Source organism: Actinomycetospora lutea, assembly GCF_028737205.1.
Taxonomy (GTDB): Bacteria; Actinomycetota; Actinomycetes; order Mycobacteriales; family Pseudonocardiaceae; genus Actinomycetospora; species Actinomycetospora lutea.
On sequence record NZ_JAQZAL010000007.1, the window covers coordinates 174,653 to 188,374 of the forward strand.

Below are 13,722 nucleotides of genomic sequence, written 5' to 3' on the forward strand. Positions count from 1 at the left end.
CGGACCCGCGGTCGATCCGCCGACCGGAGCGGTGCTCACCGACGTCGCCGCGTTCCTCGTCGACCAGCTCACCGACGACCGCTTCGTCGGCGCCGCGCCGGCGATCAGCAACTAGACGCTCACCGGCGCCCCTCGGTGCGCCGGCGGAAGTCGTCCTCGAGGCTCTCCTCCCGCTGACGTCTGCGCGCACGCTCCAGCGCCAGCACCGCCAGCCCGTACACCGCGCCGAGGACCAGCAGGAAGATCCCGAGCCGGACGACGACGAGCTGGACGCCGGTGAGGCCCAGGTCCGCGCCCGCCACCACGGTCAGCAGACCCAGGGCTAACAGGTGATAGAGGGTGACCAGCAGGTAGTTCAGCGAGGCCGAGAACGACCGGTCGCCGTACACCTCCGCGAGGAAGTCACGCCCGATCCGGCGCAGGAGCACACCCACGACCACCGTGATGACGATGCCGACGACCACCGTCGTCACGAAGCTCGCCGTCGAGACCCCCATCGGAGACCGCCCTCGTTGGTCCGGTGCGCGATGGGTCCGGCAGCGTTGTGGGGGCTCAGAGCGCGCGGTGTTCCTCTCCGGCTACCCGTGCCCCGGCCGCGACCAACCCGAGCGGTCGCTCGCTCAGGACGCCGAGCCGTGGTCGGTGCCGTCCTCCGTGCCGGCCCGGCCGCCGGGGACCACGCGGCCCTCGAGCTTCGCCCACGTCGCGCTCCACTCGGCCAGCGGTACGAGGAGCCGCTGGAGCACCTGGAGCTGTTCGTCGAACGCCGCGAGCTGGCTCTGCATGGCGGCGACGGCGTCGCGCTGCGCCTGGATCGCCGTGCGCATCGCCCCGAGCTGTGCCGCCGACATCGCGCCCGGGTGCGTCGCGACCTCGGGCAGCGCCGGCAGGTCGCCCAGCGGGGCGCCCGCCGCGCGCACGACGTTCTCGGCCATGCCGCGCAGGCCGCTGATCACGCCCCACAAGGGGTTCTGACCGGGCTGTTCGCTCATGGGATCGGGATACCCGCTCAGACCTCCGCGCCCGTGTAGAACGCGACCGTGCGGTCCGCGCGGGCCTCGGCCTCGCCGTGCTCCATCCCGGACGCGACGCTCGCCTCGGCCCACGCCCGCCCGGCCGCGGCGATGAACAGCCGGCACTCGTCGGACGTCGACCAGGCCTCGGCGTCCTCGGGCGACACGCCGGCGCCCGAGCCCAGGTGCAGCCCGAGCCCGAGCATCCCGAGGTCCCAGCCGATCCCCGCCGCACCCGGGCCGTACATCCGCCAGTGGTCGTCGTCGACGTGCGCGATGTGGGTCAGGGTGAAGCGCGCCCCGTCGTCGTCGGGGGTCAGCCGGACCTCGATCCAGCTGACCCCGCCCCCGAACTCCCACGTCGCGTCGAACCCCGTCGGCGGGTCGCAGGCGGTGACGGTGCCGCCGGCGTTGCCCTCGAGCTGGTACCGCCCGCCGAGGCGCAGCTCGCCGCTGACCGGTAGGAACCAGCGGGCGATGCGATCGGCCTCGGTGCACGCCGACCAGAGGTCGGCGACGTCGGTGGGGAACGCGCGACTCAGGGTCACGACGGCCGCCTCCCCCGCCTCCAGCGTGCGGGAGCCGACGGTGCGGCGGGTGGCCGCGATCTCGTGGGTGATGTCCATGCGTATCAGTATCGACTGATATAAGTCAGGACTCAAGGAAGGCGTCGAGGATCCGGTCGGCCGCCAGGGCGGGGGTGAGCTCGCCCGCCTCGACCTCGCGCTCGAGCTCGCCGCGCATCGCCTTGACGTCCGGGTGGTCCGTGAGCCGGTCGAGGAGCCGGTCGCGGACCATCTGCCAGGTCCAGTCGACCTGCTGGCGCGCCCGCTTCTCCGCCAGGCCGCCCTCGGACTCCAGGTGCTCCTGGTGCCGCACGAGCGCCGACCACACGTCGTCGAGCCCGGTCCTCTCCGCGGCGCTGCAGGTCAGCACGGGGACCTTCCACGTCTCCCGCTCGCCCCGCAGCATCGCCAGCGCCTGCTCGAGCTCGCGCGCGGCCCGCTTGGCCTCGCGCGCGTGGGGCCCGTCGGCCTTGTTCACCGCGATCACGTCGGCGATCTCGAGGATGCCGCGCTTGATGCCCTGCAGGGAGTCGCCGGTGCGCGCGAGGGTCAGGAAGAGGAACGAGTCGACCATCTGCGCCACGGTCGTCTCGGACTGCCCGACGCCGACGGTCTCGACGATGACGACGTCGTGGCCCGCCGCCTCCATCACGACCATCGTCTCGCGGGTGGCCTTCGCGACCCCGCCCAGCGTGCCCGCCGTCGGCGAGGGCCGGATGAACGCGTCGTCGTCGGTGGCCAGCTCGTTCATGCGCGTCTTGTCGCCCAGGATCGAGCCGCCGCTGCGGGTCGACGACGGGTCGACGGCCAGCACCGCGACCTTCGACCCGGCCGCGGTCAGCGTGGAGCCCAGCGCGCCGATGAACGTCGACTTCCCGACCCCGGGCACCCCGGAGATGCCGATCCGCCGCGCGCCGCCCGCGTGCGGGAGCAGCTCGACGAGCAGCTCCTGGGCGGCCTCGCGGTGGTCGGGACGCGTCGACTCGACGAGCGTGATCGCCCGCCCGATCCAGAGCCGCGAGCCGGACCGGACGCCGTCGACGTACTGGTCGAGGTCCACTAGCCCGTGCCGTGCCCCAGCCGCTCGGACAGCGTCCCGAGCAGCTGGGTCGCGGCCTCGGCGATCACCGTGCCCGGTCCGAAGATCGCGCTGGCGCCGTTGTCGAGGAGCTCCTGGTGGTCACCGGGCGGGATGACGCCGCCCGCGACGATGAGGATCTCCTCGGCCCCGGCGTCCTTCAGCTCGTCCCGGAGCGCCGGCACCAGCGAGAGGTGCCCCGCGGCCAGCGACGACACGCCGACGACGTGCACGTCGGCCTCGACGGCCTGGCGCGCGACCTCGGCGGGCGTCTGGAACAGCGGGCCCACGTCGACGTCGAAGCCCAGGTCGGCGAACGCGGTGGCGATGACCTTCTGCCCGCGGTCGTGCCCGTCCTGGCCCATCTTCGCGACGAGGATGCGGGGCCGGCGGCCCTCGGCCTCCTCGAACCTCGCGGCGGCGGCGCGCGCCTGTTCGACGGCCGAGTTCTCGCCCACCTCGTCACGGTAGACCCCGGAGATCGTCCGGACGTCCGAGCGGTGCCGGCCGTAGACCTCCTCGAGCGCGTCGGAGATCTCCCCGACGCTCGCCTTGGCCCGCGCGGCGTCGATGGCGAGCTTGAGCAGGTTGCCGTCGAGGTCGCCGTCCCGCGTCCCCTCCGACGCGGCGCGCGCGGCGTTCGTCAGCTGCTGCAGCGCCGAGCGGACCGCCTCGTCGTCACGGTCCTCCCGCAGCTGCTTGAGCCGCTCGACCTGCTGGCGCAGCACGTCGGCGTTGTCGACCTTGAGGACGTCGACCTCCTCGCCGGAGGTCAGCGGGTACTTGTTGACGCCGATCAGCGGCTGGCGCCCGGAGTCGATCCGCGCCTGGGTGCGGGCGGCGGCCTCCTCGATGCGCATCTTCGGCAGGCCCTCGTCGATGGCCTGCGCCATCCCGCCGGTCGACTCGACCTCCTGGATGTGGGTCCAGGCGCGGCCGGCGAGCTCGCGCGTCAGGCGCTCGACGTACGCCGAGCCGCCCCACGGGTCGACGGTGCGCGTCGTGCCCGACTCCTGCTGCAGCAGCAGCTGGGTGTTCCGGGCGATGCGCGCGGAGAAGTCGGTCGGCAGCGCCAGGGCCTCGTCGAGGGCGTTGGTGTGCAGCGACTGGGTGTGGCCCTGGGTCGCGGCCATCGCCTCGACGCAGGTGCGGACGACGTTGTTGTAGACGTCCTGGGCGGTCAGCGACCAGCCGGAGGTCTGGCTGTGCGTCCGCAGCGACAGCGACTTGGGGTTCTGCGCCCCGAACGCGTGGACGAGCTTGGCCCAGAGCAGGCGCGCGGCGCGGAGCTTGGCGATCTCCATGAAGTAGTTCATGCCGATGCCCCAGAAGAACGAGAGGCGCGGCGCGAACTTGTCCACGTCGAGGCCGGCGTCGCTCCCGGCCCGCAGGTACTCCACCCCGTCGGCCAGCGTGTAGGCCAGCTCCAGGTCGGCCGAGGCCCCGGCCTCCTGGATGTGGTAGCCCGAGATGGAGATCGAGTTGAACTTCGGCATCTTCTCCGAGGTGTAGCTGAAGATGTCCGAGATGATCTGCATCGACGGCTTCGGCGGGTAGATGTAGGTGTTGCGGACCATGAACTCCTTGAGGATGTCGTTCTGGATGGTCCCGGCCAGCTGCTCCGGCGACACCCCCTGCTCCTCGGCGGCGGCGACGTAGAGCGCCATCACCGGGAGCACGGCCCCGTTCATGGTCATCGACACCGACATGCGGTCCAGCGGGATGCCGTCGAACAGCTGGCGCATGTCGAGGATCGAGTCGATCGACACCCCGGCCATGCCGACGTCGCCGGACACCCGCGGGTTGTCGGAGTCGTAGCCGCGGTGGGTGGGCAGGTCGAACGCGACCGACAGGCCCTTCTGCCCCGCGGCGAGGTTGCGCCGGTAGAACGCGTTCGACTCCGCCGCGGTCGAGAACCCGGCGTACTGGCGCACGGTCCACGGCTGGGTCACGTACATCGTCGGGTACGGCCCGCGCAGGTAGGGCGTGACGCCCGGGTAGGTGCGCAGGAAGTCGAGACCCTCGAGGTCGGCCTGCGTGTAGAGCGGCTTGACGCCGATGCCCTCGGGGGTCTCCCAGACGAGGTCCTCGGCGCCCTTGCCGGTGGCCTCCTCGAGGGCGGCCTCCCAGTCGCCGGACGGGCTCTCGGGCGTGCCGAGCTCGACGTCGCCGAAGTTCGGGATGCTCATCGGACCTCTCCCGTCTTCCTCGTGGCAAGGGCCTCGAGCGTGTCGCGGAGGACGGCCGCGGCGTCGCACCCGGCGTACAGGGTGCCGTCGACGCCCTCGACGTCCTTCTTCCCCGCCAGCAGGATGCGCGTCGCCCCGGCCTCGCGCAGGGCGGCCGCGACGTCGGCGGCGTGCTGGTCGTAGAGCTCGTCCGACGACGCGATGACCGCGACCGGCGTCCCGGCCTCGCGGAACCCCGCGGCGATCTCCTGCGGGTCGGTGCCGCCGGGCCCGTCGGTGGTGGCCACACCCCCGGCGCCGAACAGGTTCGCGGTGAACGAGACACGGGCGGTGTACTCGGCGAGCCTGCCGAGGGTGGCGAGGAAGACCGTCGGCCTCGTGTCGGCCTCGTCCGCGCGGTCGCGCAGCTCCTCGAAGACCTGCGCGTAGCGGCGCCGCGGCAGGCCGCCCTCGTGCTCGGCGATCGGGAGCGGGTCGCGGACGGGCAGCTCCTCGTGGAGGTTCGGGAACTCGCTGACGCCGGTGATCGGGTCCTTGCGGCGGGCGATCCGCGTGGCCCGCTGCTCCCAGGTGGCGTCGAGGCGGGCGAGCAGGCTCCCCCTATCGGCGTGCAGTGTTGGATCGAGCACCGCCTCGATGCCGCCGTCGCGCTCGATGCGCGTGAACTCCTCCCACGCGGCGTGGGCCAGCGCGTCGGTGAGCGACTCGACGTACCAGGAGCCCCCGGCCGGATCGATGACGTGCGCGAGGTGCGACTCCTCGAGCAGCAGCGTCTGGGTGTTGCGCGCGAGGCGCCGGGCGGCCTCGTCGGGGCGCCCCAGCTCGCTGTCGAAGGGCAGGACCGTGACCGCGCCCGCCCCGCCGAGCCCGGCGCCCACGGCCGCGACGGTGGTGCGCAGCATGTTCACCCACGGGTCGCGACGGGTGATCATGGCCGGGCTCGTGACGGCGTGCTGCTCCATGGCCCGCGCGCTCTCCGACGCCCCCGACACGGAGCCGATCCGCTCCCAGCACCGGCGCGCCGCGCGGAGCTTGGCGAGCGTCGCGAACTGGTCGGCGGTGGCGGCCACGCGGAACTCGATCCGCGCGAACGCCTCGTCGGTGCTCAGCCCGGCCCCGGTGAGCAGGCGCAGCGCGTGCACCCCGGCGGCCAGCGCGGCGCCGAGCTCCTGAGCGTCGCTGCCGCCCGCGCGGTGGTAGGGCAGGGCGTCCGCGACGACCGTGCGCAGCTGGGGGTGGCCCTGCGCGGCGACCCTGCTGTGCTCGACGAGGGCGTCGCGGTACGCGTCGTCGAGCGGCGCGCCGCCCTGCGTCCGGTCGAGCAGCGGGTCGTAGCCGAGCGACCCCCCGATGGCCCCGGACCCGGCCTGCTCGGCGAAGCGCAGGAGCGCGGCGGCGGCGTCCGGGGTGTCGCGGCCGGCCTCGAGAGCGATCGGCGCGAGGTCGACGAACACGCCCTCGAGCAGGGTCGGCAGCGCGTCGACGGCCGGGCCGCCGGCGTCGCCGAGCACCAGCCAGAGCGACGACACGCCGTTCTCCAGCTCGGCCATGAGGACGTCGTGGGCCGCACCGAGGTCGGCGTCGCGCGCGAAGGCGTGGCGCTGACGGACCAGCCACCCCTCGGCGACCTGGCCCTCCGGCCGCGCGCCGCGCACGAACGGCGGCAGACCCGGCACCCCGGTGTCGACGTCCGGCGCGTCCTCGGCGGCGTAGAGCCCGGCGATCGTGATGCCGTCGTCGGTGACGGTCGCGAGCGCGGCCTCGGCCTCCTCGGGCGAGACCTCGCGGCCCGACTTCGCCAGCACCCCGGCGACCAGCTCGCGCCACTGCTCGCGCGTCGGGGCCTCGAACTCCCCGGCCAGGGTGAGCTCCTCCGGGGCCTCGTCGTCCAGCTGGGCAGAGGGGTCCAGCTCCGCTGCGCTCCGTGTCCCGCCCGATGTCATACGCCGGATCGTAGAACGGTCGCTACCGACTGTTTCCCCACCGTGCGACAGGCCACCGGAGCGGGCGAGCGGAATCGTTCGAGATGGGCGGGTGCGCCGGGGCGGCGCGCGGGCGCTGGTCCTAAGCGCGCATGTGGACGCGCTCGCCCTGGCGCCCGAAGAGCGCGAGCTCGACGGGCCCGCCGCCGGTGGTGCCGAGCCAGTGCGGGCGGCGGGTGTCGATCTCGGTGGCCTCGCCGTGGCGCAGCAGGAGGTCGGCGTCACCGTTGATCACCCGGAGCCGCCCGGCCAGCACGTAGACCCACTCCCAGCCCTGGTGGGTCGGGAGCTCGGCCGGCGGGGTGTTCCGGGCCGGGGAGAAGACGAACTTGTACGCCGCCGGCTGTCCGGGGCTGCGCGAGAGCCGGTACATGACGGTGTCCTCGGTGCGCGAGACCGGCGCGTCCCGGGCCGGCGTCGCCTCGCGGATGCCGATCAGCTCGTCGATCCCGGTGCCGTAGACCGTGGCGAGCGGGAGCAGCAGCTCGAGGGTGGCGCGCCGGCCGCCGTGCTCGAGGCGCGAGAGGGTGCTGGTGGAGATCCCGGTGCGCTCCGAGAGCTCGGCGAGCCCGAGCCCCTCGCGGCGGCGGCGGGTCGCGAGGCGGGCCCCGAGGTCGTCGAGCACGTCGTTCACGGTTGCCATACTGGCAAATTCCCTCGCCGGGCGTCCTCTCGCGTCGCACTGTGGGGCCATGACCGACGAACCCCTCGACGTCCTCGTCCTCGGGGGCGGCGCGGCCGGCCTGTCCGGCGCGCTGACCCTCGCCCGTTCCCGCCGCTCGGTGCTCGTGCTCGACGCCGGCGAGCCCCGCAACGCCCCGGCCGCCGGGGTGCACGCGTTCCTCACCCGCGACGGCCTGCCGCCCGCCGAGCTCGTGCGCCTCGGGCGCGCGGAGGTCGAGTCGTACGGCGGGCGCATCCGCGCCGGCACGGCCGTGGCGGCCCGGCGCGTCGGCGACCTGTTCGCCGTGGACACCGCCGACGGCGACACGCTGCACGCGCGCCGGCTGCTCGTCGCCACCGGGCTGGTCGACGAGCTGCCCGACCTGCCCGGCGTCCGCGAGCTGTGGGGTCGCGACGTGCTGCACTGCCCGTACTGCCACGGGTGGGAGGTGCGCGACCGGGCAGTGGCCGTCCTCGGCACCGGACCGAACAGCCTGCACCAGGTCAAGCTCTTCTCCCAGCTCACCGACGACCTCGTCTACCTCCGCCACCACGGTCCGGCCCTGACCGCCGACGAGGCCGAGCAGCTCGCGGCGCTCGACGTCGCCGTGATCGACGAGGAGGTGACGGGCCTCGAGATCGCCGACGGACGCCTGGTCGGCGCGCGCCTGTCCGACGGCCGGGTCGTGGCACGCCAGGCCCTCGTCGTCGGACCGCGGTTCGTCGCGCGCAGCGCGCTGCTCGAGGAGCTCGGGGTCGAGGTCGCCGACCACCCCCTCGGCGGGCGCTACGTCACCACCGCCGACACGACCGGGCGCACGCCCGTGCCGGGGGTCTGGGTGGCGGGCAACGTCACCGACCTCTCGGCCCAGGTCGTCGCCGCGGCCGCCGAGGGCACGATGGCCGGGGCCCGCCTGAACGCCGACCTCGTCGAGGAGGACATCGCGCGGGCCGTCGCCCGTCACCGGGAGGGAGTCCCCGCATGACCGCACCCGAGCAGTTCACCGCCGCCTTCTGGGACGAGCGCTACGGGAGCAGCGAGAAGATCTGGAGCGGCGAGCCGAACGCCGTGCTCGTCCAGGAGGTCGCCGACCTCGCGCCCGGCACGGCGCTCGACGTCGGCAGCGGCGAGGGCGGCGACGCCATCTGGCTCGCCGCGCGCGGCTGGACGGTGACCGCGATCGACGTCTCGCGCGTCGGGCTCGAGCGGGTCGCGGCCCGCGCCGCGGCCGAGGGGCTGGGCGAGCGGGTGGCGACGGCGCTGGTGGACGTCTTCGCCGACCCGATCCCGGGCCCCCAGGACCTCGTCACCGCACACTTCCTGCAGCTGCCCGCCGACGTGCGCCCGCGGATCCTCTCGGCGCTGGCCGGCGCCGTCGCGCCGGGCGGGCGGCTGCTGCTCGTCGGGCACGACCCCGAGGGCATGCCCGAGGAGTTCGCGGGCCACCACCCGCCGGAGATGTTCGCGACGGCCGACCAGCTGGTCGCCGAGCTCGCCGAGGCGCTCGACGGCTGGACGATCGAGGTCGCCGAGCGCCGCGCACGCACCGGCGTCCAGCCCGACGGACGCCCGGGCTTCCCCTACGACGCCGTCCTGCGCGCCCGCCGCCCCTTGTGAGCGAAACTCCCGGCTATAGCCGGGAATCTCGCTCACATGCCTAGAGGCGCGCCTTCTGGACCTTGCCCATCGCGTTGCGGGGCAGGGCGTCGACGACGCGGACCTCGCGGGGGCGCTTGTGGGCCGAGAGGCGGTCGGCGACGAAGGCGATGACCTCGTCGGGGTCGACGGGCTCGCCGGTGACCACGACGTGGGCGACGATCCGCTGGCCGAGGTCGTCGTCGGGCTCGCCGACCACCGCCGCCTCGCTGATGCCGACGTGCTCGAGCAGCGCGGTCTCGATCTCGCCGGCGCCGACGCGGTAGCCACCGGTCTTGATGAGGTCGACCGAGCGCCGGCCGACGATCCGGTGGTAGCCGCCGGCGTCGATCACCGCGGCGTCGCCGGTGCGGAACCAGCCGTCGTCGGTCCAGGTCGCCGCCGTCGCCTCGGGGCGCCCGAGGTAGCCGTCGAAGAGGCCGGGACCCTGCAGCTGGAGCTCGCCGATCGTCTCGCCGTCGTGCGGGAGCAGCTCGCCCTCGGACTCCTCGTCGGTCGAGACCAGCCGCGTGCGCACGCCGGCGACCGGCTGCCCGACCCAGCCCGGACGGCGCTCGCCGTCGGCACGGACCGACAGCGTGATCATGGTCTCGCTCATCCCGTAGCGCTCGACCGGCGCCTGACCGGTGAGCTCGAGCAGCCGCTCGAACACCGGCACCGGCAGCGGCGCGCTGCCGGACACGAGCAGGCGCGCCGGGCGCAGGGCGGCGGCGGACTGCGGGTCGGCGGCGATGCGCGACCAGATCGTCGGGACCCCGAACAGCAGGCTCGCGCCGTGGTCGCGGACGGCCGCCGCGTACGACTCGGGTTTCGGGCGCCCGACGTGCACGAGCCGCGACCCGATCCGCAGCGCGCCGAACACGCCGAGCCCGAGCCCGTGCACGTGGAACAGGGGCAGGCCGTGGGCGAGGGTGTCCTCCGCGGTCCACCCCCATGCGTCGGCGAGCCCGTCGAGCCCGGCGGCCATCGCCTCCCGGGAGAGCAGCACGCCCTTGGGTGCGCCGGTGGTGCCCGAGGTGTAGAGGATCAGCGCCGCGCCGTCGTTCGGGGCCTCGCGGGCGGCGTCGCCGCTGCGCCGGGTGATGTCGACCCGGCGCACCGGCAGGGTGACCTCCGGCGGCCGCTCGCCGATCCACAGCGAGGCCCCCGAGTCGGTGAGCACGTGGCCGCGCTCGCCCGGCCCGGTGTCGGGCGGCACCGGGACGACGGGCACGCCGGCGAGCAGCGCGCCGACCATCGCGACCACCGTCTGCGCGGTCGGCTCGGCGAACACCGCGACGGGCCCCTCGTCGGCCCGGTCGGCGATCTGGTCGGCGACGACGGCCGCCGCGCCGAGCAGCTCGGGCCCGGACATCGCGACGTCGCCGACCCGGATCGCCTCGGGGTCGTCGAGTCCGCCGTCGAGCAGCGCAGCGAGCAGCGTCGTCATGGCGCCCATCATGGGCACCGCTGCCCGGCGCCGCGCGACTACCCCTGCGTCAGGAGCCCGTCGACGATCACCCGCAGCTTCCAGGCGGCGCGCGCGTCGCCCCCGCCGGCGGTCAGCAGCGGGCGCAGCGCGGTGATCGTCGCGCGTGCCGCAGCCGGTGCACGACGTCGAGCCGCTGCTCGACAAGCCCGGCCGCACCTTCGCGCAGTGGGCCCACGAGCACCGGGCCGCCTTCCTCTGAGCCCGCCCTACCCGTCCCGGCGCCGCATCCGCCAGACCGTCACGGCGACGCCGAGGACGAGGTAGACCAGCGCCCGCAGGCTGCTCGAGGCCAGCCCGTCGAGCGGGAGCGGGTCGCGCAGCGCGTCGGCGCCCGCGGCCCACCCCGAGGTCAGCAGCAGCGGCTGGAGCCATTCGAGCGACGGCACGGCGGCCAGCACCCCGAACACGATCAGCCCGCCGAGCACGGCCGCGAGCACCACGAGCGGGTGCTCGGTGAACGCCGACACCGCGAGGGCGACCGCCGCGACCGCGAGGAGCTGGACCACCGTCCAGCCGGCCACGAGGGCGACCCGCCCGAGCGCCTCGCCGAGCCCGAGCGTCGTGCCGGACAGGGTGATCAGGGTGCCGCTCGGGCCGCCCACGACGACCATCCCCGTGATCACCCCGACGACGGCGACGACCGCGACGGCGAGCACCGCCACCGCCACCACCCCCACGGCCTTCATGACCACCAGCCGGCCCCGGCCGACGGGCGCCAGCAGCAGCCCGCGCAGCGTGCCGTGGGCCGACTCGCCGGCCAGGGCGTCGGCGGCCGCGGTGGAGACCGTCAGCGGCAGCAGCAGCGTCAGCGCGAGGCCGAGTGCGGCGATCGGCAGGACCAGCCCGTTGCCGGCCACCGCCGCCACCAGCCCCGGGCCGTCGCCGTCCCCGTCGCCGCCGCCCGGCCCGCCGGTCAGGGCGATGCCCACCCCGAGCGCGACGGGGATCAGCCCCAGCAGGACGAGCAGCACCAGCGTGCGGGGCCGGCGCAGGACCCAGCGGACCTCGGCGGCCGCGAGCCGGCCCAGCGGCGCCGTCGTCCGGGTCGCGGCCGCGGTGGACACGGTGGACACGGTGGTCACGGTGGTCACGGTGGTCACGCGTCCTCCTCGGTGAGGCGGGCGAACAGCTCCTCGAGGTGGGCGCGGCGGCGGTGGACCTCCCACACCGCGACCCCGGCCCCGACGAGCGCCGCGACGATCTCGGGCGCCTCCAGCGAGCCGGGGGGCACGGCGACGCCGCCCTCCGCGCGGTACGACGGCGCCCCCGCCTCGCGCAGCGCGAGGATCGCGTCGTCGACGTCCGGGGTGCTGACTACCAGCCCGCCGGCGTCCGCGTCGAGCAGCGCGCGCAGCTCGCCGGACACCAGCAGCGTCCCGGTCTGCAGCACCGCCACGTGGGTGCACACCGCCTCGACCTCGGCGAGCAGGTGCGACGACAGCAGCACCGTCGCCCCGGCGTCGCGCAGGTCGGCGACCACGCGGCGCACGTCGCGGGTGCCGGCGGGGTCGAGCCCGTTGGTGGGCTCGTCGAGCACCACCAGCCGGCGCGGGACGAGCAGCGCCGCCGCGAGCCCGAGGCGCTGCTTCATGCCCAGCGAGTAGCCGCGGTAGCGCCGGCGGGCGGCGTCGGCGAGCCCGACCCGCTCCAGCGCCGCGTCCACCGGGGCCCGCAGGTCGCCGTCCAGGCGGGGCTCGGCGGCGGCGCAGCGCAGCAGGTTGTCGCGTCCGGACAGGAACGGGTGGAAGCCGGGCCCCTCGACGAGCGCGCCGACGTCGGGCAGCGCCGCCGCGAGGTCGTCGCCGCCGTGGCCGAGCAGCTCGACCGTGCCGGCGGTGGGCCGGGTCAGCCCGAGCAGCATCCGGATGAGGGTGGTCTTGCCCGAGCCGTTGGGCCCGAGCATCCCGAGGACGGCGCCGGCGGGGACGTCGAGGTCGACGTCGTCGATCGCGACCGTCGACCCGAACGTCTTGCGCAGCCCGCGGACCCGGGCGGCGACCGCGTCGGGGCGCGACGCGGCCGCCTCGGTGGGCGGGGTGGAGGTCGCCGCCGTCACTGGGCAAGGGCCTCGGTGAGCACCTGCTGCGGCACGGCGCCCGCGGCGATCCGGCCGTCGTCGGTGACGATCACCGTGGCGACCGCGGTGGTGATCACGCGCCCGGTGCCCCACGGGCCGCTGACGGGCTGGCCGAGCGCGGAGAGGTCGGGCGCGCCCTCGGGGCGCTGCTGCTGCCCGCCGCCCTCGGCGGTCGGGGCGCGGCCGACGATCACGGTGTCCCAGCCGTCGCCGACGGTGCGGCGCTCGCCCTCGGGACGGTCCTGCTGGCCGTCCGGCCGGTCCTGCTCCTGCGCGTCGCGCACGGTGGTGCCCGGCGGCGGGGTGAAGGTGAACAGCGCCGGGTCCTGCGGGCCGTAGGTGAGCTCGGAGAAGCCGACCTGCAGCGCCGGCTCGGCCGCGCCCTGCGCGAGCACGGTGAGCTGCAGCGGCAGGCGGGTCTCGGCGTCGACCGCGACGCGGACCTCGCGCAGCAGGGTGCGCTCGGTGGGCTGCGGGGTCAGCACCAGCTGGTAGGCCGCCCGCCCGGCGACCTCGGCCGTGCCGTCGACGGCGACGGTGCTCGTCTGGCGCAGGGTCGCGATGGCCTGGGTGGCCGCGGCCGTCGGGTCCTGCTGGCCCTGGCCCTCGGGCGGGCCCTGGCGGTCCCCGGCCGGCGAGCGCGTCGCCGTGCGGTCCCGGGAGTCGTACGCCCAGCGCGTCGTGCCGTCGGAGACCAGCGTCCGCTCGCCCTCGGCCGACGGGATCGCGACCCGCCCGCGGTCCTCGCCGCCGGACCACACGCGGATCGTCGAGGTGCCGTTGGCCAGCTGCGGCACGCCGGGCACCGCGGGCAGCCCGAGGGCGTTGTCGACCTCGACCTCCCCGGCGAACGGGCCGCGCTGGGCCGTCATCACCGAGGACACCAGGTCCTCCGGGCTCACCGGCGGCAGCGGCGGCGCCGCGGCGGCACCGGCCGGCGCGACCACGAGCCCCACGCCGACCGCGGCCACCAGCGCCGCCCCGATCCCTGCCCCGACCCAGCTCCTGCGTCCCATGACCCCATCG

At 75.2% G+C, this 13,722-nt stretch carries 13 protein-coding genes; 2 read left to right on the plus strand and 11 right to left on the minus strand.

Annotated elements, in window-relative coordinates:
* Positions 1–119: 119 nt before the first annotated feature.
* From PHK61_RS10290 to PHK61_RS10320, 7 genes are all read right to left on the minus strand, one after another.
* Positions 120–497 carry a hypothetical protein gene (locus PHK61_RS10290; protein ID WP_274280869.1) on the minus strand — a complete coding sequence of 126 codons (378 nt, stop codon included), beginning with the start codon at positions 495–497 and terminating at the stop codon, positions 120–122.
* 123 nt (positions 498–620) lie between these two features.
* A complete protein-coding gene (locus tag PHK61_RS10295) occupies positions 621–992 on the minus strand; it encodes a hypothetical protein (protein WP_274280870.1) in 372 nt (123 codons plus the stop codon).
* 17 nt (positions 993–1,009) lie between these two features.
* Positions 1,010–1,639, minus strand: a complete 630-nt coding sequence (locus PHK61_RS10300; protein ID WP_274280871.1) for an SRPBCC family protein — start codon at positions 1,637–1,639, stop codon at positions 1,010–1,012.
* Positions 1,640–1,664: 25 nt separating this feature from the next.
* Positions 1,665–2,639 (minus strand): methylmalonyl Co-A mutase-associated GTPase MeaB, encoded by a 975-nt coding sequence (meaB, locus tag PHK61_RS10305; protein ID WP_274280872.1) that lies wholly within the window; start codon positions 2,637–2,639, stop codon positions 1,665–1,667.
* Positions 2,639–4,846, minus strand: coding sequence for a methylmalonyl-CoA mutase (scpA, locus tag PHK61_RS10310; protein WP_274280873.1), 2,208 nt, complete (start codon positions 4,844–4,846; stop codon positions 2,639–2,641). Before scpA ends, meaB begins: the two co-directional genes overlap by 1 nt.
* Complete coding sequence (locus tag PHK61_RS10315) at positions 4,843–6,789, minus strand: methylmalonyl-CoA mutase family protein (protein WP_274280874.1); 1,947 nt, start codon at positions 6,787–6,789, stop codon at positions 4,843–4,845. The genes scpA and PHK61_RS10315 overlap by 4 nt, the downstream gene beginning before the upstream one ends.
* Before the next feature lie 121 nt (positions 6,790–6,910).
* A complete protein-coding gene (locus PHK61_RS10320) occupies positions 6,911–7,471 on the minus strand; it encodes a helix-turn-helix domain-containing protein (RefSeq protein WP_274280875.1) in 561 nt (186 codons plus the stop codon).
* 49 nt (positions 7,472–7,520) lie between these two features.
* Between PHK61_RS10320 and PHK61_RS10325 the strand changes: the two genes are divergently transcribed.
* Both PHK61_RS10325 and PHK61_RS10330 read left to right on the plus strand, forming a co-directional pair.
* Positions 7,521–8,477 (plus strand): NAD(P)/FAD-dependent oxidoreductase, encoded by a 957-nt coding sequence (locus PHK61_RS10325; RefSeq protein WP_274280876.1) that lies wholly within the window; start codon positions 7,521–7,523, stop codon positions 8,475–8,477.
* Entirely contained in the window at positions 8,474–9,109 is a 636-nt protein-coding gene (locus PHK61_RS10330; RefSeq protein ID WP_274280877.1) for an SAM-dependent methyltransferase, read from the plus strand. Before PHK61_RS10325 ends, PHK61_RS10330 begins: the two co-directional genes overlap by 4 nt.
* Before the next feature lie 40 nt (positions 9,110–9,149).
* Here the strand turns inward: PHK61_RS10330 and PHK61_RS10335 are convergent, their stop codons facing one another.
* The 4 genes from PHK61_RS10335 to PHK61_RS10350 all read right to left on the minus strand — a co-directional run bounded on the left by PHK61_RS10335 (position 9,150) and on the right by PHK61_RS10350 (position 13,712).
* Positions 9,150–10,577: an acyl-CoA synthetase gene (locus PHK61_RS10335; protein WP_274280878.1), complete on the minus strand. Its 1,428-nt coding sequence runs from the start codon at positions 10,575–10,577 to the stop codon at positions 9,150–9,152.
* A gap of 248 nt (positions 10,578–10,825) precedes the next feature.
* Positions 10,826–11,719: an ABC transporter permease subunit gene (locus tag PHK61_RS10340; RefSeq protein ID WP_274280879.1), complete on the minus strand. Its 894-nt coding sequence runs from the start codon at positions 11,717–11,719 to the stop codon at positions 10,826–10,828.
* Positions 11,716–12,675 carry an ABC transporter ATP-binding protein gene (locus PHK61_RS10345; protein WP_274280880.1) on the minus strand — a complete coding sequence of 320 codons (960 nt, stop codon included), beginning with the start codon at positions 12,673–12,675 and terminating at the stop codon, positions 11,716–11,718. Before PHK61_RS10345 ends, PHK61_RS10340 begins: the two co-directional genes overlap by 4 nt.
* Complete coding sequence (locus PHK61_RS10350) at positions 12,672–13,712, minus strand: LolA family protein (RefSeq protein ID WP_274280881.1); 1,041 nt, start codon at positions 13,710–13,712, stop codon at positions 12,672–12,674. The genes PHK61_RS10345 and PHK61_RS10350 overlap by 4 nt, the downstream gene beginning before the upstream one ends.
* Between the last annotated feature and the right edge of the window lie 10 nt (positions 13,713–13,722).

Excerpts from the sequence above, each read along its gene's own strand:
- PHK61_RS10350 (WP_274280881.1), bottom strand. The coding sequence starts at position 13,712 with ATGGGACGCAGGAGCTGGGTCGGGGCAGGGATCGGGGCGGCGCTGGTG.
- PHK61_RS10315 (WP_274280874.1), bottom strand. The coding sequence starts at position 6,789 with ATGACATCGGGCGGGACACGGAGCGCAGCGGAGCTGGACCCCTCTGCC.
- PHK61_RS10335 (WP_274280878.1), bottom strand. The coding sequence starts at position 10,577 with ATGACGACGCTGCTCGCTGCGCTGCTCGACGGCGGACTCGACGACCCC.
- PHK61_RS10330 (WP_274280877.1), top strand. The coding sequence starts at position 8,474 with ATGACCGCACCCGAGCAGTTCACCGCCGCCTTCTGGGACGAGCGCTAC.
- PHK61_RS10325 (WP_274280876.1), top strand. The coding sequence starts at position 7,521 with ATGACCGACGAACCCCTCGACGTCCTCGTCCTCGGGGGCGGCGCGGCC.
- scpA (WP_274280873.1), bottom strand. The coding sequence starts at position 4,846 with ATGAGCATCCCGAACTTCGGCGACGTCGAGCTCGGCACGCCCGAGAGC.
- PHK61_RS10300 (WP_274280871.1), bottom strand. The coding sequence starts at position 1,639 with ATGGACATCACCCACGAGATCGCGGCCACCCGCCGCACCGTCGGCTCC.
- PHK61_RS10290 (WP_274280869.1), bottom strand. The coding sequence starts at position 497 with ATGGGGGTCTCGACGGCGAGCTTCGTGACGACGGTGGTCGTCGGCATC.
- PHK61_RS10295 (WP_274280870.1), bottom strand. The coding sequence starts at position 992 with ATGAGCGAACAGCCCGGTCAGAACCCCTTGTGGGGCGTGATCAGCGGC.
- PHK61_RS10320 (WP_274280875.1), bottom strand. The coding sequence starts at position 7,471 with ATGGCAACCGTGAACGACGTGCTCGACGACCTCGGGGCCCGCCTCGCG.